General features: G+C 70.9%; 18 protein-coding genes. 15 read left to right on the top strand and 3 right to left on the bottom strand.

Features of this window, described 5'->3' with window-relative positions; genetic code table 11:
• Positions 1–15: 15 nt before the first annotated feature.
• Both M878_RS61905 and M878_RS61900 read right to left on the bottom strand, forming a co-directional pair.
• Entirely contained in the window at positions 16–798 is a 783-nt protein-coding gene (locus M878_RS61905) for an alpha/beta fold hydrolase (RefSeq protein WP_023546585.1), read from the bottom strand.
• 37 nt (positions 799–835) lie between these two features.
• Positions 836–1,159, bottom strand: coding sequence for a DUF427 domain-containing protein (locus M878_RS61900; RefSeq protein WP_023546584.1), 324 nt, complete (start codon positions 1,157–1,159; stop codon positions 836–838).
• Positions 1,160–1,257: 98 nt separating this feature from the next.
• Between M878_RS61900 and M878_RS61895 the strand changes: the two genes are divergently transcribed.
• From M878_RS61895 to M878_RS61875, 5 genes are all read left to right on the top strand, one after another.
• Complete coding sequence (locus M878_RS61895; protein ID WP_023546583.1) at positions 1,258–1,797, top strand: LOG family protein; 540 nt, start codon at positions 1,258–1,260, stop codon at positions 1,795–1,797.
• 7 nt (positions 1,798–1,804) lie between these two features.
• Positions 1,805–2,503, top strand: coding sequence for an SDR family oxidoreductase (locus M878_RS61890; protein ID WP_023546582.1), 699 nt, complete (start codon positions 1,805–1,807; stop codon positions 2,501–2,503).
• Between the two features lie 50 nt (positions 2,504–2,553).
• Complete coding sequence (locus M878_RS61885; protein WP_023546581.1) at positions 2,554–3,561, top strand: methionine synthase; 1,008 nt, start codon at positions 2,554–2,556, stop codon at positions 3,559–3,561.
• A 15-nt stretch (positions 3,562–3,576) separates the two neighbouring features.
• On the top strand, positions 3,577–5,775 hold the full coding sequence (ligA, locus tag M878_RS61880; protein ID WP_031224772.1) for an NAD-dependent DNA ligase LigA: 2,199 nt from the start codon (positions 3,577–3,579) through the stop codon (positions 5,773–5,775).
• A gap of 259 nt (positions 5,776–6,034) precedes the next feature.
• Positions 6,035–8,272, top strand: coding sequence for a putative bifunctional diguanylate cyclase/phosphodiesterase (locus M878_RS61875; RefSeq protein ID WP_023546579.1), 2,238 nt, complete (start codon positions 6,035–6,037; stop codon positions 8,270–8,272).
• A 143-nt stretch (positions 8,273–8,415) separates the two neighbouring features.
• Here M878_RS61875 and M878_RS61870 read toward each other — a convergent pair whose 3' ends face one another.
• Positions 8,416–9,009, bottom strand: coding sequence for a TetR/AcrR family transcriptional regulator (locus tag M878_RS61870; RefSeq protein ID WP_023546578.1), 594 nt, complete (start codon positions 9,007–9,009; stop codon positions 8,416–8,418).
• An 88-nt stretch (positions 9,010–9,097) separates the two neighbouring features.
• Between M878_RS61870 and M878_RS61865 the strand changes: the two genes are divergently transcribed.
• The 10 genes from M878_RS61865 (at position 9,098) to M878_RS61820 (ending at position 17,754) form a co-directional block, all read left to right on the top strand.
• Positions 9,098–9,469: a DUF4267 domain-containing protein gene (locus M878_RS61865; protein WP_023546577.1), complete on the top strand. Its 372-nt coding sequence runs from the start codon at positions 9,098–9,100 to the stop codon at positions 9,467–9,469.
• 28 nt (positions 9,470–9,497) lie between these two features.
• Entirely contained in the window at positions 9,498–9,992 is a 495-nt protein-coding gene (locus M878_RS61860; protein ID WP_023546576.1) for a cupin domain-containing protein, read from the top strand.
• A gap of 93 nt (positions 9,993–10,085) precedes the next feature.
• Positions 10,086–10,382, top strand: a complete 297-nt coding sequence (gene gatC, locus M878_RS61855; RefSeq protein ID WP_023546575.1) for an Asp-tRNA(Asn)/Glu-tRNA(Gln) amidotransferase subunit GatC — start codon at positions 10,086–10,088, stop codon at positions 10,380–10,382.
• A gap of 5 nt (positions 10,383–10,387) precedes the next feature.
• The gene (gatA, locus tag M878_RS61850) at positions 10,388–11,887 is read left to right on the top strand and encodes an Asp-tRNA(Asn)/Glu-tRNA(Gln) amidotransferase subunit GatA (protein WP_023546574.1); all 1,500 of its coding nucleotides are present in this window, start codon (positions 10,388–10,390) and stop codon (positions 11,885–11,887) included.
• Positions 11,884–12,126 (top strand): hypothetical protein, encoded by a 243-nt coding sequence (locus tag M878_RS61845; RefSeq protein ID WP_023546573.1) that lies wholly within the window; start codon positions 11,884–11,886, stop codon positions 12,124–12,126. Before gatA ends, M878_RS61845 begins: the two co-directional genes overlap by 4 nt.
• Before the next feature lie 13 nt (positions 12,127–12,139).
• Entirely contained in the window at positions 12,140–13,657 is a 1,518-nt protein-coding gene (gene gatB, locus M878_RS61840) for an Asp-tRNA(Asn)/Glu-tRNA(Gln) amidotransferase subunit GatB (RefSeq protein ID WP_209445634.1), read from the top strand.
• Positions 13,658–13,785: 128 nt separating this feature from the next.
• Positions 13,786–14,109 carry a hypothetical protein gene (locus M878_RS61835; protein WP_023546571.1) on the top strand — a complete coding sequence of 108 codons (324 nt, stop codon included), beginning with the start codon at positions 13,786–13,788 and terminating at the stop codon, positions 14,107–14,109.
• Positions 14,110–14,339: 230 nt separating this feature from the next.
• The gene (locus M878_RS61830) at positions 14,340–16,571 is read left to right on the top strand and encodes an MMPL family transporter (protein WP_023546570.1); all 2,232 of its coding nucleotides are present in this window, start codon (positions 14,340–14,342) and stop codon (positions 16,569–16,571) included.
• The gene (locus tag M878_RS61825; protein WP_023546569.1) at positions 16,549–17,124 is read left to right on the top strand and encodes a GNAT family N-acetyltransferase; all 576 of its coding nucleotides are present in this window, start codon (positions 16,549–16,551) and stop codon (positions 17,122–17,124) included. Before M878_RS61830 ends, M878_RS61825 begins: the two co-directional genes overlap by 23 nt.
• A 45-nt stretch (positions 17,125–17,169) precedes the next feature.
• Entirely contained in the window at positions 17,170–17,754 is a 585-nt protein-coding gene (locus M878_RS61820; protein ID WP_023546568.1) for a hypothetical protein, read from the top strand.
• Positions 17,755–18,003 lie beyond the last annotated feature (249 nt).

Raw genomic sequence — 18,003 nt, 5'->3', positions numbered from 1 at the left:
GCCGCCGACCGCCGCTCACCCCGTGACGAACTCCGCCAGCACCGGCCCCAGCACCTCCGGGTCCACCATGTGGGTCTGCCCCTCCAGAACCCGGTAGGTGCCCCGGGGCACGGTCCGGGCGATCGCGCGGGACGCGTCGCGCATCCACTCCGGGCTCGCCCCGCCCACGACCGACAGCACCGGTACGGAGACCGCCGCGAGCCGCTCGCGCGGGAGCAGGCCGTCGCCCATCACCGTGTCGTCGTACGCGAGGCTCGGCGCGACGGCCTCCATCCCGGCCCACATCGGCGACTGCCGCGCGCCCTGGATCATCTCCTCGCCGAGGCCGGTCAGCCGCAGGAACAGCTCCACCGCGTCCCCGCGCCGGCCGTCCGCCAGCGCCTTGGTCAGGTTCTCCTTGTACGCGGCAGCCCGCTCGGCGCCGCCCGCCAGCGTGTCGGCGTACGGCACCTCGTACACGGCCGCCCGGCGGATCAGCAGCCCGCTCGCCGCCGCCTCCAGCACCAGCGCACCGCCCGAGGAGACCCCGAACAGCACCGCGTCACCGCCCACCGCGTCGATCAGCACGGCCAGGTCCTCGACCTCGCGCCCGACCGAGTACGGCGCCGTGTCACCGCTCGCGCCGCGGCCCCGGCGGTCGTAGACGACGGCCGTGCAGCGGTCCGCGAGCCGCTGGGCCAGGGGCGCCATGGTGCCGCCGGTGGACATCGCGCCGCTCACCAGGATCACCGTCGGCCCCTGGCCGGTCACTTGGTACGCGAGGGCGGTGCCGTCGCGCGAAGTCGTCTTCTTGTCCATGCCGGTGCAGACTGCCGTACCGGCCGGAACTCATCGCTCACGACACGTCGACGTCGTAGAAGCAGTAGTGATCCTTGATCTCCGCCACCTCGGGCTTCGGGTCCGGGTACGCCCACACCAGGTCCGCGGCGTCCGGCAGCGACCAGTAGGACGCGGTGCCCTTGAAGGGGCACACGGTGTGCGTGCCGGAGGGCGTCAGCAGGTCGAGGCGTACGTCCTCGGCGGGGATGTAGTACCGCGCCGGACAGCCCGTCTCGCGCAGTACCAGCGGTCGGTCGGTCTCCGCGAGCACCTGGTCGCCGTGCACCACGCGCACGTGCCGCTCGCTCGTCTCGATGGTGATCGTGTGTCCTTGGGTCATATCTGGACAGCACCGGCGGTGCCGCGCTTCTTCCCGCTTACGGCGCCTCTTGCCGCGTACGGCGGGACTCGTATGGCGGGAGCCGTACGGTAGGGACCATGAACATCTGCGTCTTCCTGTCCGCCGCCGACCTCGACGAGCGTTACACGCGGCCCGCGCGCGAGTTCGCGGAACTGCTCGGCCGGGCCGGTCACACCCTGGTCTGGGGCGGCTCGAACGTCGGGCTCATGAAGGTCGTCGCCGATGGAGTGGAGGAGGCGGGCGGCCGGCTGCTGGGCGTCTCCGTGGAGTTCCTCGCGAACAAGTCACGGCCCGGCGTCGACGAGATGGTCATCGCCGCCGATCTCGCCGAACGCAAGAAGCTGCTGCTGGAGAAGGCGGACGCCGTGGTGATCATGGTGGGCGGCACCGGCACGCTGGACGAGGCCACCGAGATCCTGGAGCTGAAGAAGCACGGCCGCGCCGACAAGCCGGTGGTCCTGCTGAACACGGCGGGCTTCTACGACGGCCTCAAGCAGCAGTTCCGCCGCATGGAGGACGAGGGCTTCCTGCCGCGTCCGCTGTCCGAGCTGATGTTCTTCACCGAGGAGCCGGCCGGGGCCCTGGCCCACCTGGAAGAGCAGCTCGGCGCCCACTGATGCGAGCATGGCGGTCATGGCTACTCATGTGATCACCGGGGCCGGGTCCGGCATCGGCGCGGCCGTCGCCCGCCGTCTGCACGCGCGCGGGGACGAACTCGTCCTGCACGCGCGCGACGCGGGCCGTGCGAAGGAACTTGCGGCCGAGTTCCCCGGCGCCCGGACCCTGGTGGGCGACCTCGCCGACCCGGACAAACTGTCCTGGGCCTTCTCGCACCAGACGCTCCCGGACCGCGTGGACTCGTTGCTGCACATCGCCGGCGTCGTCGACCTGGGCGAGGTCGGCGACCTGACCCCCAAGTCCTGGCGCCACCAGCTCAATGTCAACCTGATCGCGCCCGCCGAGCTGACCCGGCACTTCCTGCCCCAGCTGCGCGCGGCCCGCGGCCATGTGATCTTCGTCAACTCCGGCGCCGGCCTCAACGCCCATGCCGGCTGGTCCGCGTACGCCGCCTCCAAGCACGGCCTGAAGGCCCTCGCCGACTCGCTCCGCCACGAGGAGCACGGCAACGGCGTCCGCGTCACCTCGGTCTACCCCGGCCGCACGGCCAGCCCCATGCAGGCCAAGGTCCACCAGCAGGAGGGCAAGGACTACGACGCCGCGCGGTGGATCGACCCCGAGTCGGTCGCCACGACGATCCTGATGGCCCTGGACCTGCCGAGGGACGCGGAGGTCAACGACCTGACGGTACGACCGGGGCGCTGACCGCTTCCTCGGCGGAGCCGGGTGGCGGGTGTTCGGCATACCCTGCCGGGGTGAGTGAGAACAGCCAGTTCAGGTTCCCGGGGGCCACCGGCGTCGGGTCCATGCCGGGCGGTGATGCGCGCGAGGCCGCCAAGACAGTCACCGGCACCTTCGAGGACTTCCCGTTCCTGCCCGAGCTGCCCGCCCGCGGGCCCGGCGCCGACATGATCGGCCGTACCGCGGGCATGCTCGTCGAGCTGTACGCGCGCGTGGAGCCCAGCGGCTGGCGGATCGGGGACCGGCCGGGCCAGGACACCAAGCGGGCCCGGTCCTGGCTGGGGGAGGACCTGGACGCCCTGGAGGAGTTCACCCAGGGGTACGTGGGCGATCTGAAGGTGCAGGCGGTCGGGCCGTGGACCCTGGCCGCAGCCCTGGAGCTGAAGAACGGCGAGGCCGCCCTCTCCGACCCCGGCGCCTGCCGTGACCTCGCCGGCTCGCTCGCCGAGGGGCTGCGGCTCCACCTCGCCGAGGTGCGCCGTCGTATCCCCGGCGCCCGGCTCGTCCTCCAGCTCGACGAGCCATCCCTCATCGCCGTACTGCGCGGACAGGTCCGTACCGCCAGCGGCTACCGCACGCACCGCGCCGCGGACCGGCAGGCCGTGGAGGCCACCCTGCGGGACGTGATCGCAGTCCATGGCGACGGGCCCGTGATCGTGCACTCCTGCGCCCCTGACGTGCCGTTCGCGCTGCTGCGCCGGGCCGGCGCAGCAGCCGTCTCCTTCGACTTCTCGCTTCTCACCGAGCGTGACGACGACACGATCGGCGAGGCCGTCGAGGCCGGCACGCGGCTGTTCGCCGGAGTCGTGAGCGGGACTCAAGGGCCATTGTCAGACCCTGCCGGTAGCGTCATGGGTGTCAGGACGCTGTGGCGCAGGCTGGGGCTGCATCCGGGGTTGCTCACGGCTGCGGTCACGGTCACCCCGGCGTGCGGTCTCGCGGGCGCTTCCCCCACGTACGCACGCCAGGCGCTCGCCCACTGCGTCCGGGCGGCGAGATCCCTCGCGGACGACCCAGAGTAACGGGAGGACATGACGGTGGCCGGCGACAAGCAGCAGGCGGAGACGGCAGTGCCCGCCGAGGCACGTGAGAAGCACGCGCAGCTCGCTGAGCAGATCGAGGAGCACCGCTTCCGGTACTACGTGAAGGACGCTCCCGTCATCAGCGACGCCGAGTTCGACAAGCTCCTGAAGACCCTGGAGGCCCTGGAGGAGCGGTATCCGGAGCTGCGCACCCCGGACTCACCGACCCAGAAGGTCGCGGGGTCGTACGAGACGGAGTTCACCGCGGTAGAGCACCGCCAGCGCATGCTGTCGCTCGACAACACCTTCAACGACGACGAGCTGGCCGCCTGGGCCGAGCGCATCGCGCGCGAACTCGGCGACCAGGAGTACCACTTCCTGTGCGAGCTGAAGGTCGACGGCCTCGCGGTCAACCTGACGTACGAGAACGGCCGCCTCACCCGCGCGGCCACCCGGGGAGACGGCCGTACCGGAGAGGACATCACCCCCAACGTCCGTACGATCACCGAGATCCCGGACCGGCTGAAGGGTGACAAGGTGCCCGACCTGGTCGAGATCCGCGGCGAGGTCTACTTCCCGATGGAGAAGTTCCTCGGACTGAACGAACGCCTGGTCGCCGCGGGCGACAAGCCGTTCGCCAACCCCCGTAACGCCGCCGCCGGTTCGCTGCGCCAGAAGGACCCGCGGGTCACCGCCACCCGCCCGCTGCACATGGTCGTCCACGGCATCGGCGCCCTGGAGGGCTTCACGGGCATGACCCGGCTGTCCCAGGCCTACGACCTGCTGAAGACCTGGGGCCTGCCCACCTCCTCGCACAACCGCGTAGTCGACGGCCTCGACGGCGTACGGCAGTTCATCGCCCACTACGACGGCGAGATGCGCCACTCCGTGGAGCACGAGATCGACGGCGCCGTGATCAAGCTGGACGAGATCCGCCTCCAGGGCCGCCTCGGCTCCACCGCGCGGGCGCCCCGCTGGGCGATCGCGTACAAGTACGCGCCGGAAGAGGTCAACACCAAGCTCGTCGACATCAAGGTGGGCGTCGGCCGCACCGGCCGGGTCACGCCGTACGCCCAGGTCGAGCCGGTCACGGTCGCGGGCAGCGAGGTGGAGTTCGCGACCCTGCACAACCAGGAGGTCGTCAAGGCCAAGGGCGTCCTCATCGGGGACACGGTCGTCATCCGCAAGGCCGGTGACGTCATCCCCGAGATCCTCGGCCCGGTGGTCGACCTGCGCGACGGCGGTGAGCGCGAGTTCGTGATGCCGAGCGAGTGCCCCGAGTGCGGCACACCGCTTCGGCCCATGAAGGAGGGCGACATCGACCTCCGCTGCCCCAACGCCCGTACGTGCCCTGCCCAGTTGCGTGAGCGCGTGTCCTACCTCGCGGGTCGTGAGTGCCTGGACATCGAGGGCTTCGGCGCGGTGGCCGCCGCCGCGCTCACCCGCCCGCTGGAGCCGGCCGACCCGCCGCTGGTGGACGAGGGCGACCTGTTCGATCTGACGGTGGAGAAGCTGCTGCCCATCAAGGCCTATGTCCTCGACCCCGACAGCGGTCTGCCCAAACGGGACCCGAAGACGGGCGAGGAGAAGGTCGTCACGGTCTTCGCCAACCAGAAGGGCGAGCCGAAGAAGAACACCCTCGCTCTGCTGGAGAACATCGAGGCGGCCAAGCAGCGCCCGCTGGCCCGGTTCCTGAACGGCCTGTCCATCCGGCACGTCGGCCCGGTGGCCGCGCAGGCGCTCGCCCGCGAGTTCCGCTCCGTCGACCGCATCGAACAGGCCACCGAGGAGGAGCTGGCGGCCGCCGACGGCGTCGGCCCGACCATCGCCGCCGCGCTCAAGGAGTGGTTCGCCGAGGACTGGCACCGCGAGATCGTCCGTAAGTGGAGGGCCGCCGGAGTCCCACTGGAGGACGAGTCCACCGGAGAGGACGAGGGCCCGCGCCCGCTGGAGGGCCTCACCGTCGTCGTCACCGGCACACTGGAGCACTTCACCCGGGACGGTGCCAAGGAGGCACTGCAGAGCCGGGGCGCGAAGGTGACCGGATCGGTGTCGAAGAAGACCTCGTTCGTCGTGGTGGGTGACAACCCTGGATCGAAGTACGACAAGGCCATGCAGGCGAAGGTTCCGGTTCTGAACGAGGACGGTTTCAACGTCCTCTTGGAGCAGGGCCCCGAAGCGGCGGCCGAAGTCGCGCTTTCGACCGAGGAGTAGCGGTTGAAGGCCACCCGTTCGGCGCATATCAGTTGCATACGGGTGGCCCGGGCGCATTCGGGCAACCGTCGACGACCGGTGCCCGTGGAAGCCTTCCGCGGCCTACTGTTGAGATGTGCACCTGCCGTGCCCAGCTGCGGTTGGGGCATCCTCGTGCGCTCCCGGCGCGCGCGGACGGTTTCTTCGACGCGGAGCTGCTGATGGGTTTCGGACATCGGGCCGCGTGGCGCGGGCACCGCCGGCTGTGAGAGGGACGGGAATGGAACCGACCGAGAGCGTCGCCCCGGACTCACGGCTACGCCTGCGCGGCCGCGCGATCACCTGGCGCGGAACCCGGTGGACAGCGCGGGGCCACGGCCGTACGGGCCAGGCCAGCGCGGCCGGACCGGGCACCGCCACCGACGCTCACCCGGCCATACCCCTGGCCATCGAGCCTGCCCCCGGCCTGACCGGCGCCGACTCCGAACGGCATCTGTCCTGGCCCGCACTGCCCGCGGCCGTCGTGGCCGCCGCCGCGTTCGTCCTCGGCGCCGGCTTCTACCGCGGCTTCAGCGGCCACCACGCCCTCTTCCCGAGCGGCACTGTCGGCTGGTCGCTGGCGCTGCTCACCGGCGTCATCGTCGGCCACCTGGTGATGCTGGGCCGCGCCCGCTGGTGGGGCGGCACCGGCTCCGGCGCCGCCCTCACCCTCGCCGTGCTGCTGCTGTACGGCTGGGTGCCCGCCGGCATGGTCAGCCTCACCGTCGTCGTCCTGGTCGGCATCGCCCGGCGTCACCGCTGGCGTCAAGGCGTGCTGCACGGCGCGGTGGACATCCTCGGCATCGGCGCGGGCGCCCTGCTGCTCGGCGCGTTCGGCCGCGTCCCGAGCGTCGAGACGCCCTGGCGGCCGCACAGCTGGAGCATCGCCACCGCACCCGAGGTCGTCCTCGCCGCCGTCGCCTACCTCGCGGTCAGCCGCGGTCTGCAGTGGTATCTGTACGCCCCGCGCACCGGCAAGGTGCCCACCGTGGCCCGGACCGCCCTGGTCAGACAGGGCCTGGTCGCCGTCGCGCTGCTCGGCATCGCACCGCTGCTGTGCGTCGTGGCCGACGCCCAGCCGATCCTTCTTCCGCTGTTCGCCATCCCCCTCATCGCCCTCGACTCCACCCTGTGGATGGCACGCGCGCGTGCCGAGGAGCAACTGCGCGACCCGCTGACCGGGCTGCCCAACCGGCAGTGGCTGCTGGAGCGGATCTGGACGGCTCTCGACGACGCCGAACGCATCGGCGCCCGCTCGGCCCTCATGCTGATCGACCTCGACCGGTTCCGTTCGGTGAACGACACCCTCGGTCATCTCGCCGGTGACCGGCTGCTGCTCCAGATCGCCGACCGGCTGCGGCTCGCCCTGCCGCGTGGAGCGGAGGCCGCGCGGCTCGGCGGCGACGAGTTCGCCGTGTTACTGCCCGTCGCCGACTCCACCACGTCGGCCACCCGGATCGCCCGCGGCCTCGTCGCCGCGCTCAGCTCCCCGCTGGACCTCGACGGGCTCACCCTCGTCCTGGAGGCCAGCGCCGGCGTCGCCGTCTTCCCCGACCACGCGCTGGACGCCGAAGGGCTGCTGCGGCGGGCGGATGTGGCGATGTACCAGGCGAAAAGGGATCGTACGGGCGTGGAGGTGTACGAGTCCAAGAGGGACTCCAACACCCCGGACCGGCTCGGCCTGCTGGGCGATCTGCGCCGGGCGCTGGACGCGCACGAGGTGCAGTTGCACTACCAGCCCAAGGTCCGCTTCGACGGACAGGTCGCGGGCCTGGAGGCGCTGGTCCGCTGGGTGCATCCGGAGCGAGGGAAGGTTCCGCCGGACGAGTTCATAGCGATCGCCGAGTCCTCCGGACTGATGCCCCATCTGACGGAGTACGTCCTGGAGACCGCGCTCGGACAGGTCGCCAAGTGGCGCGCCCAGGGGCTGCGGGTGCCGGTGGCTGTGAATGTCTCGCCGCGTGATGTGCATACGCCCGGTTTCGCCGGATCGGTCGCGGCCCGGCTGGCCCGGCACGGGGTCCCTGCGGGCGCTCTGCAGCTGGAGATCACCGAGCATGTGCTGCTGGAGGATCCGCAGCGGGCCGCCGACACCCTCGCCGGGCTCACCGGGCACGGCGTGAAGATGTCCCTGGACGACTTCGGCACCGGGTACTCGTCCCTGGTGCATCTGCGGCGGCTGCCGGTGAGCGAGCTGAAGATCGACCGCTCCTTCGTGGCGCGGCTGGCCGTGGACAACGAGGACGCGGAGATCGTGCGCTGCACGGTCGATCTGGCGCATTCGCTGGGGTTGCTGGTCGTCGCCGAGGGGGTGGAGGACGACGAGACGTGGGAGCGGTTGCGGGACATGGGGTGTGACGCCGTGCAGGGGTGGCTGGTCGCTGCGGCGATGCCGCCCGAGGAGACGACGGCGTGGTTGCGGGCGCGGGGGTCGCGGGGGTGGCAGAGGCCGCGCGCCGCGCTGCCGGCCGCCGAATAGCCTTTCCCGCCTGCCCGTCCGTTCAACTTGGTCGAGTGGCGGACCTTTGCCGTGTGGCCCGGTCGCCGTTGGCAGGTGCGAGTTCGTCGTGGTGTGTCGCGCCCACGCGACGGCCGTCGCATATCGACACAGCCCCGCGCCCCTCAGGCGGTTTGCGGTCGGCCTCCCGTGAAGTGGCTGATCAGTAGCGCCAAGCGTTCGCCGTGGGCCTTTTCCGGCAGGCGGCCGCTTCTCATCAGCGTCGCCAGGCCGTGCAGGCCCGCCCAGAACGTCTCCGTCAGCAGGCCCGGGTCCTCGCCCTCGGACGTGATCGGCTCCACGACCACGAGCAGCTCGCCGAACGCCTCCCGGAGCGGCGCCGGTGCTTCCTCCGTCGCGAACGGCAGATCCACCAGATGCGTGAACATCGCGTCGTAGAGGGCAGGCCGGCGGCGGGCGAAGGATGTGTAGGTCTCCGCCACGGCCGCCAATGCCTCCCGCGTGCCGCGCACCGCCGTCCGCGCCTGCCGTAGCTCCGTGGCCAGGTCGGCGCAGCCCTGGACCGCGACCGCCGCCATGATCGCGTCCTTGCCCTTGAAGTGGCTGTAGAGGACCGGCTGGCTGTACTCGATCTCGGCGGCCAGCCGGCGTGTGGTCACCGCGTCCCAGCCCTCGGCCTCGGCCAGCTCCCGGGCGGCCGTCACGATCAGCCGCTCCCGTTCCGCTCGCTCGCGCTCCCGGCGCGTCTGGATCGTCATGGCAGAAATTCTAGCAGCGCTAGCCAACCTGTCGATGTTCTGCTAGCTTCGCTCACGTTCCTAGCAATGCTAGTGAGGAGGGGAAATCATGACTGTCACCGCGTACACCCTGGCCGTCCTGCTCGACCTGTTCTGTGTGTTCCTCGGCTACCGCTTCCTGTTCCAGCCCGGCCCCGCCGCGGCCGGCTACGGCGTCCCCGCCGACCCCGCCGGCGACGCCCGCGCCTACCTCTCGATCAAGGGGCTCAGGGACGGCACCTTCGGTCTGCTGGGCCTGGTCCTGCTGGCCTTCGCCGGAGCCGGCGCCGAGGCGCTGTTCATGCTCTGCGTCGCGCTCGTCCCGCTCGTCGACACGCTGATCGTCCTGCGCAACGGAGGCACGAAGGCGGTCGCCTTCGGGATCCACTTCGCCACCGCGGTCGTTGTACTGATCAGCGCGGGTCTGCTGTTCGCCGTCTGATCACCCGGTCACTCACAAGGGGCGTCCCATGTCGCTGTTCGTACCGAAGTTCGAAGAGTCCGTGATCGTCCGCGAGGCCGAGGCCGAAGTCGTAGGCCGCGCGCCCACCACCGTCCGCCTGCTGGCCGACAGCAGCTCGACCGGCGGCGCCCTGTCCACCCAGCGGGTCACGCTCACCCAGGGCGCCGACGGCGCCAAGCCGCACTGGCACGACCACTCCGCGGAGATGTTCTTCCTGCTCGACGGCGCCGCCGACATCCTCTCCGGCGAGGACGTCGTCACCGCCGGCCCCGGCGACCTCGTCGTCGTCCCGCCCGGCAAGCCGCACGCCTTCGCCGCCGTACCGGGAGCCGACGCCGATCTGCTCATCGTGATCACACCCGGCGTCGAGCGCTTCGAGTACTTCCGCCATCTGCGGCGCATCGCCCTCGGCGAGGCCACCCCGGAGAGCCTCCTGGAGGTGCAGGAGCTGTACGACAACCACTTCCTGCAGAGCGCCGTGTGGGACACCCGGCGCCACTGAGGGCGAGGCCCCGGGAAACCGTTTCACGGGCACCCGGGCTTGCCCCATAGGATTGGGACTCAAACCACACACACTCACCCAGAGGATCGCTGCATGCCTGGCATCACGCGCGAGGAGGTCGCCCACCTCGCCCGGCTGGCGCGTCTGGAGCTGAAGCCCGAAGAACTCGACCACTTCGCGGGACAGCTGGACGACATCATCGGCGCGGTCGCCCGCGTCAGCGAGGTCGCCGACCAAGACGTACCGCCGACCTCGCACCCGCTCCCGCTGACGAATGTCATGCGGCCGGACGAGGTCCGTCCCTCGCTCACCCCCGCGCAGGCGCTCTCCGGCGCCCCGGCCCAGGAGCAGCAGCGTTTCAAGGTGCCGCAGATCCTGGGGGAGGAGTGACCGACATGACGGACAGCAACATCATCAAGCTCACGGCCGCGCAGATCGCCGAGAAGATCGCCTCCGGCGAGCTGACGGCCGTCGAGGTCACCGAGGCTCACCTCGCCCGGATCGAGGCCGTCGACGAGAAGGTGCACGCCTTCCTGTACGTCGACCGCGAGGGCGCCCTCGCCCAGGCCCGCGCCGTGGACGAGAAGCGGGCGAGAGGGGAGAAGCTCGGGCCGCTGGCCGGCGTCCCTCTCGCACTCAAGGACATCTTCACCACCGAGGGCGTGCCCACGACCGTCGGCTCGAAGATCCTGGAAGGGTGGATCCCGCCGTATGACGCCACCCTCACCAAGAAGCTGAAGGCCGCCGACGTCGTCATCCTCGGCAAGACCAACATGGACGAGTTCGCCATGGGGTCCTCCACCGAGAACAGCGCCTACGGGCCGACCGGCAACCCCTGGGATCTCACCAAGATCCCCGGCGGATCGGGTGGTGGTTCCTCCGCCGCGCTCGCCTCCTTCGAGGCCCCGCTCGCCATCGGCACCGACACCGGCGGCTCCATCCGCCAGCCTGCCGCCGTCACCGGCACGGTCGGCGTGAAGCCGACGTACGGCGCGGTGTCCCGCTTCGGCATGGTCGCCTTCTCGTCCTCCCTGGACCAGGGCGGGCCCTGCGCCCGTACGGTCCTGGACGCCGCCCTGCTGCACGAGGTGATCGCCGGGCACGACCCGCTCGACTCCACCTCCGTCGACGCCCCGGTCCCGCCGGTGGTCGAGGCCGCCCGCAACGGCTCCGTGGCCGGCATGCGCGTCGGCGTGGTCAAGCAGTTCCGCGGCGAGGGCTACCAGGCCGGTGTCATCCAGCGCTTCGACGAGTCCGTCGCGCTGCTGAAGGAGCTGGGCGCCGAGATCGTCGAGCTGGACTGCCCGTCCTTCGACCTCGGGCTGTCGGCGTACTACCTGATCGCGCCCTCCGAGTGCTCCTCCAACCTCGCCCGATTCGACGGCCTGCGCTACGGCCTGCGGACCGGTGACGACGGCGGCCACTCGGCCGAGGAGGTCACCTCCCTCACCCGCGAGGCCGGCTTCGGCCCCGAGGTGAAGCGCCGGATCATGCTCGGCACGTACGCGCTGTCGAGCGGCTACTACGACGCGTACTACGGCTCCGCGCAGAAGGTCCGCACGCTCATCACGCGCGACTTCGAGAAGGCCTTCGAGCAGGTCGACGTCATCGTCTCGCCGACGACGCCCACCACCGCCTTCCCGATCGGCGAGCGCGCCGACGACCCGATGGCGATGTACCTCGCGGACCTGTGCACCATCCCGACCAACCTGGCGGGCAACGCGGCCATGTCCCTGCCCTGCGGCCTCGCCCCGGAGGACAACCTCCCCGTGGGCCTGCAGATCATCGCCCCGGCGATGCAGGACGACCGCCTGTACAAGGTGGGCGCCGCCGTCGAGGCCGCCTTCGTGGAAAAGTGGGGACACCCGCTCCTTGAGGAGGCTCCGTCGCTGTGAGCAGCGCTCTGTCGAAGGCCAAGGGCTTCAAGAAGTCCAAGTCCGGTACGTACCTGTCCATGGCCACCACCGCGTTCGGCGCGGTCGGTGTCGCCAAGCAGATCAAGAAGGCCCGCGCCGAGCACGACACGCTGCGGCTGATCGACGCGACGGTGTCCGCCGTGGCGATCGTGACCGGCCTCGCGATCCTCTACCGCGAGCTGAAGCGGCTGGGCGACGACGACGTCCTGCTGGGCTGAGAGGGAAGTTTTCATCGTGACCACCACGACCGACCTGGTGTCGTACGAGGACGCGCTGGCGTCGTACGACCCCGTCATGGGCCTCGAAGTCCATGTCGAACTCGGCACCAAGACCAAGATGTTCTGCGGGTGTTCGACCGAGCTGGGCGCCGAGCCCAACTCGCAGACCTGCCCGACCTGCCTCGGCCTGCCCGGCGCGCTCCCGGTCGTCAACGCGACCGGCGTCGAGTCCGCGATCAAGATCGGTCTCGCGCTGAACTGCGAGATCGCCGAGTGGTGCCGCTTCGCCCGGAAGAACTACTTCTATCCGGACATGCCGAAGAACTTCCAGACCTCCCAGTACGACGAGCCGATCGCCTTCAACGGCTACCTCGACGTACAGCTGGAGGACGGGGAAACCTTCCGCGTGGAGATCGAGCGCGCCCACATGGAGGAGGACACCGGCAAGTCCACCCACGTGGGTGGCGCGACCGGTCGTATCCATGGCGCCTCGCACTCGCTGCTGGACTACAACCGCGCCGGTATCCCGCTCATCGAGATCGTCACCAAGCCGATCGTCGGTGCCGGCGAGCGTGCCCCCGAGGTGGCGAAGGCGTACGTCCGTGAGCTGCGCGAGCTCATCCGTGCCCTCGGCGTGTCCGAGGCCCGCATGGAGATGGGCCAGATGCGCTGCGACGTGAACCTGTCGCTGATGCCCAAGGACGCCGACAAGTTCGGCACGCGCTCCGAGACGAAGAACGTCAACTCGCTGCGTTCCGTGGAGCGTGCGGCCCGGTTCGAGATCATGCGGCATGCCGCCGTGCTCTCGTCCGGCGGCACGGTCGTCCAGGAGACCCGCCACTTCCACGAGGACACCGGGTCCACGACCTCGGGCCGAGTGAAGGAGGAGGCCGAGGACTACCGGTACTTCCCGGAGCCCGACCTCGTGCCGGTCGCGCCCTCGCGTGAGTGGGTCGAGGAGATCCGCGCGGCCCTGCCCGAAATGCCGCTGGCCCGCCGCACCCGGTTGCTCGCCGAGTGGGGCATCTCCGCCACCGACATGCAGGCGATCCTCAACGCCGGTGCGCTGGACCCGATCGTCGCCACGATCGAGGCCGGTGCCGACGCCGCCTCCGCCCGCAAGTGGTGGATGGGCGAACTGGCGCGCAGCGCCAACGAGTCGGGCAAGGCGCTGGACGAGCTGGCCATCACCCCGGAGCAGGTGGCCCGGGTGACCTCTCTCGTCGCCGACGGCTCGCTGAACGACAAGCTGGCCCGCCAGGTCATCGAGGGCGTCCTCGCGGGCGAAGGCACCCCGGACGAGGTCGTCGAGAAGCGCGGCCTCAAGGTGGTTTCCGACGACTCGGCCCTTGGCACGGCCGTCGACGAGGCCATCGCCGGCAACCCCGGCATCGCGGACAAGATCCGCGGCGGCAAGGTGGCCGCGGCCGGCGCCCTGGTCGGCGCGGTCATGAAGGCGACCCGGGGCCAGGCCGACGCGGCTCGCGTCAAGGAACTGATCCTGGAGAAGCTGGGCGTGAGCGAGGGCTGAGCCCGCATCGCGCACCGTACGGCCCCGGAAGGCTCGCCCTCCGGGGCCGTACGCATCGCCGGGGCCAACCGCATTCCCGGGCGCCCCGCTCCACATGCTCGCGGCCGGAGGTACTACGCTCGCCCGCCATGAGTGGACGCACCGATTCCGATGCCGGACCCGCGATAGCGGAGGACGCGGAGCAGCAGATCGGGGAGCAGCAGATCGGGGAGGCTCGTCGGGCCCGTTGGATCGCGGCCGCCACCGGGGTGCTGCTGGCGCTCGCGGGGCTGGCCGCCTCGCTGGTGCGGTTCACCGGCTCCGCGCCGGCCCGGGTCCCCGCCGCCTTCGCCCTCGGCGCCGCCGTGTGCGGGCTCGCCGCGGTGCTCGGGGCCAAGGGCCGTACCCGCAGGGCCTTGTGGCTGTTGATCGTGGGGACCATGGTCATGGCGTTCGGAGATCAGTCCGGCTGAAGTGCGAAGCGCCGCCCGAAGCCCGCGAAATGCCGCCCGGGGCGACAGAGTTCGCCGGAGTGTACTGTGACGTCCCTCCCACTCGTGTGAATAAGCCCACGAACGCGGCAAACGATCACTTTCGCCTGCAAGAGTGTCCTGCGATTGCTCATACGTTCTTTGCGGGCTGTTCAGCTTTTGGACGATCGTTCCCGGCCAAAGATCCACACGTCGTCCCTGGGAGCACGTCCGTGGCAGACCTCGCCCGTTGGTGTGTCCGGCATCGGCTGATCGCGGTGCTGCTGTGGCTGCTCGCCTTCGGCGGGCTCACCGCTGCCGCCGCCGTGGCCGGGTCGGCGTACTCGAACGACTACGAGGTCCCCGGCACCGAGTCCGGCCGCGCGACACAGCTGCTCGAAGAGGGGTTCCCGGGCCTCGGCGGGGACAGCGACACCGTCGTCTGGCACACCGCCACCGGCACCGTCCGTGCCGCCGACGTCGAGCAGACGATGACCCAGACCCTGGACCGGATCGCCGCGCTGCCCGGCGTCGCCTCGGTGACCGGCCCGTACAGCGGCCAGGGCGGGCACCGGATCAGCGCCGACGGCCACACGGGCTACGCAACCGTCACCTTCACCCAGTCCGCCGAGCACATCGGCGCCTCCGAGGCGCGGGCCGTGGTGCGCACCGCCAAGGCCGCCGAGGCCGACGGACTCCAGGTCGAGCTGGGCGGCAGCGCGATCGGGCTGACCGCGTCCCCGCGCGAGCACATCGCCGAGCTGGTCGGCGTACTCGTCGCCGCCGTGGTGCTGTTCCTCGCCTTCGGCTCGCTCGCCGCCTCGCTGCTGCCGATCGCCACCGCGCTGGTCGGCGTCGGCACCGCCTACGCCGGTATCGGGCTGCTCGGACACGCCATGACGGTCGCCGACTTCGCGCCCATGCTCGGCATGCTGATCGGCCTCGGCGTCGGCATCGACTACGCGCTGTTCATCGTGACCCGGCACCGGCGCGGTCTGAAACGCGGCCTGAGTGTCGCCGAGGCCGCCGTGAACGCCGTGGCCACCACCGGACGTGCGGTCGTCTTCGCGGGTGCGACGGTGTGCATAGCCCTGCTGGGGATGCTGACCCTGCGGCTGGGCTTCCTCAACGGGGTCGCCGTGGCCGCCTCGTTGACGGTCGTGCTCACCGTCGCCGCCTCGGTCACCCTGCTGCCCGCCCTGCTGTCGTACCTCGGCCCCCACGCCCTCAGCCGCCGCGAGCGGCGCCGGCTCGCCGAGCACGGACCGCGCCCGGAACTGCCCACCGGTCTCGCCGCCCGCTGGGCGGCGCTGGTCGAACGCCGCCCCAAGCTGCTCGCCGCGCTCGCCGTCGCCGTCATCGCCGTACTCGCCGTGCCGACCCTCTCCCTCCACCTCGGCACCTCCGACCAGGGCAACGACCCGCGCACCGCCACCACCCGCAAGGCCTACGACCTGCTCGCCGACGGCTTCGGACCCGGCGTGAACGGGCCGCTGACCCTGGTGACCCGGGTGGACGGCGCCGCCGACAAGCTCGCCCTGGACAACCTCGACACCACCCTGCGCGACACTCAGGGCGTCGCCTCCGTCACCCCGGTCGTCTACGACACCGGCGGCGGCACCGCCTACCTCACCGTCGTCCCTGACTCCGCGCCCCAGTCGCAGGACACCAGCGACCTCGTGGACCGGCTGCGCACCGAGGTGCTGCCGCGCGCGGAGACCGGCACCTCCCTGGACGTCCAGGTCGGCGGGGTCACCGCCGGCTACGACGACTTCGCGGATGTGATCGTCGGTAAATTGCCGCTGTTCGTCGGCGCGGTCATCGGGCTCGGCTGTCTGCTGCTGCTCGTCGCGTTCCGCTCGCTCGGCATCCCGCTGAAGGCCGCCGTGATGAACATCGCCGCCGTGGCCGCCGCGTTCGGTGTCGTCGTCGCCGTCTTCCAGTGGGGCTGGGGCAGCGAACTGCTGGGACTCGGCCGGGCAGGCCCCATCGAACCGTTCCTGCCGGTCATCATGGTGTCGGTGTTGTTCGGCCTCTCCATGGACTACCAGGTCTTCCTGATCAGCCGGATGTACGAGGAGTGGCTGGAGACGGGTGACAACCGGCGCGCCGTCCGCGTGGGCCTCGCCGAGACCAGCAGGGTCATCAACTCCGCCGCGGTCATCATGATCTCGGTCTTCCTCGCCTTCGTGCTCAGCGGCGACCGGGTCATCGCGATGTTCGGCATCGCGCTGGCCGCCGCCGTCGCCCTGGACGCCTTCGTGCTGCGCACCCTGCTGGTGCCCGCGCTGATGCATCTGCTCGGCGCCGCCAACTGGTGGCTGCCCGCCTGGCTGGAGCGCCGGCTGCCCCGCCTCAGCATCGAGCCGCCCGAGTGCCGCGCCGCGCATGAGAGGCTCGGCAGGATGCCGGTGGAGGAACTGCGGAAGGAAGGCCACCCCGATGTACGCGATATCCCTGGGTGACGACGGCGCCGAGCTGCGGCCCCTGGAGGTCTGGCACGCCGAGGAACTCCTCGCCCAGATCGACCGGGGACGGGAGTTCATCGGCCGGCACATCGGTCTGCCGGACGTGGTGTCCGACCTGGACGGCGCCCGTTCCTGGCTGAGGTCGTACGCCGACAAGCGCGCCGCCGACGCCGGGAGCCTGCACGGCATCTGGCTGGACGGGAAGCTGGTCGGTGGTCTGCTGTTCCGGGTGTGGGACACCCCGAGCGGGGTGTGCGAGGCCGGCTGCTGGCTGGAACCGGCGGTGGCCGGCCGCGGGCTGGTCACACGCGGCCTGCGGGTGCTGCTGGACTGGGCCTTCCAAGAGCGCGGCATGCACCGCGTGGAGTGGCACGTGTCCTCCGCCAACGAGCCCAGCATCAACGTCGCCCGGCGGCTCGGCATGACCCGCGAGGGCGTGCTCCGCGAGAACCACCCGTACCGGGGTGTGCGCGCCAGCACCGAGATCTGGTCGGTGCTCGCCCCGGAATGGCGCGTGGCACGCGTGCGTACACCGCGCAACGATCATTGACGATCATTAAGGGACTTCTCAGACAGCGTCCGTACGGTGCCTCGCATGGCTACGAAGACTGAGGAAGGCGCCGAGGCGCGGAACGACGAGAAGACGGCGGTGGAGGCCGTCGGCGCCGAGGAGGAGGCCGCCGAGGCGGAGGCCGGCGAGGAGAGCCCGGAATCCGAGGGGACCCTGGAACCGGAGGAGAACCTGGAACCGGACGGGGACGCCGCCGATCCGGATGCCAAGGTGCCCTCCGGGGTGGGTCAGGGCGCCGGTGCCGTCGTGTCCGCCGCGCTGGGCCTCGTCTCGCTCAGCGGCGGCTGGATCGGCACCGTGGCGGGCGCCCGCGAGCAGCTCGTCGGCCAGCTGCGCACCTCCTCCACGGCGAGCGTCGCCACCCAGATCAAGGCGGTCTACGGCAATGCCTGGCACAGCACCGCCCTGTGGGCCGGTTTGTTCGCGCTGGCCGCGCTGCTCACCGGTGTGGTCGTGCTCGCCAGGCCCGCCTTCGGCGCGCCCGGCCGTCCGCAGGCCCCCTGGATCAAGTCGGTCGCCTGGGCGGGTGTCTGCCTCGGTGCCGTCGGCCTGCTGCTGGCGGTGCTGAAGTACTCGGACGCCCTGCTCGCCCTGCCCTCGACTGGCTGAGGGCCGGCTGAGAACCCGCAGTTCACCGGGGCCTTAGGGAATCCATGAGCACCTCATGGATTCCCTAAGGCCCCTTACGCGCGCGTGCGGCCCGTACGCCGCCCGAAGATGCGGAACTCTCCCGATGTGGCGCACCCCCCTGGGAGACGAAGGTGGAGGCATCGCAGAAAGCGATGCACCACACCGACTCTCCTCGAAGGACCCGCCATGATGATCGAGTTCGAATACCACAAGATGCGCTCCGACCAG

This window comes from Streptomyces roseochromogenus subsp. oscitans DS 12.976 (genome assembly GCF_000497445.1).
Taxonomy (GTDB): domain Bacteria; phylum Actinomycetota; class Actinomycetes; order Streptomycetales; family Streptomycetaceae; genus Streptomyces; species Streptomyces oscitans.
Note: the sequence above shows the minus strand (reverse complement) of the source record. Positions and strands in the feature narration are given on the sequence as shown.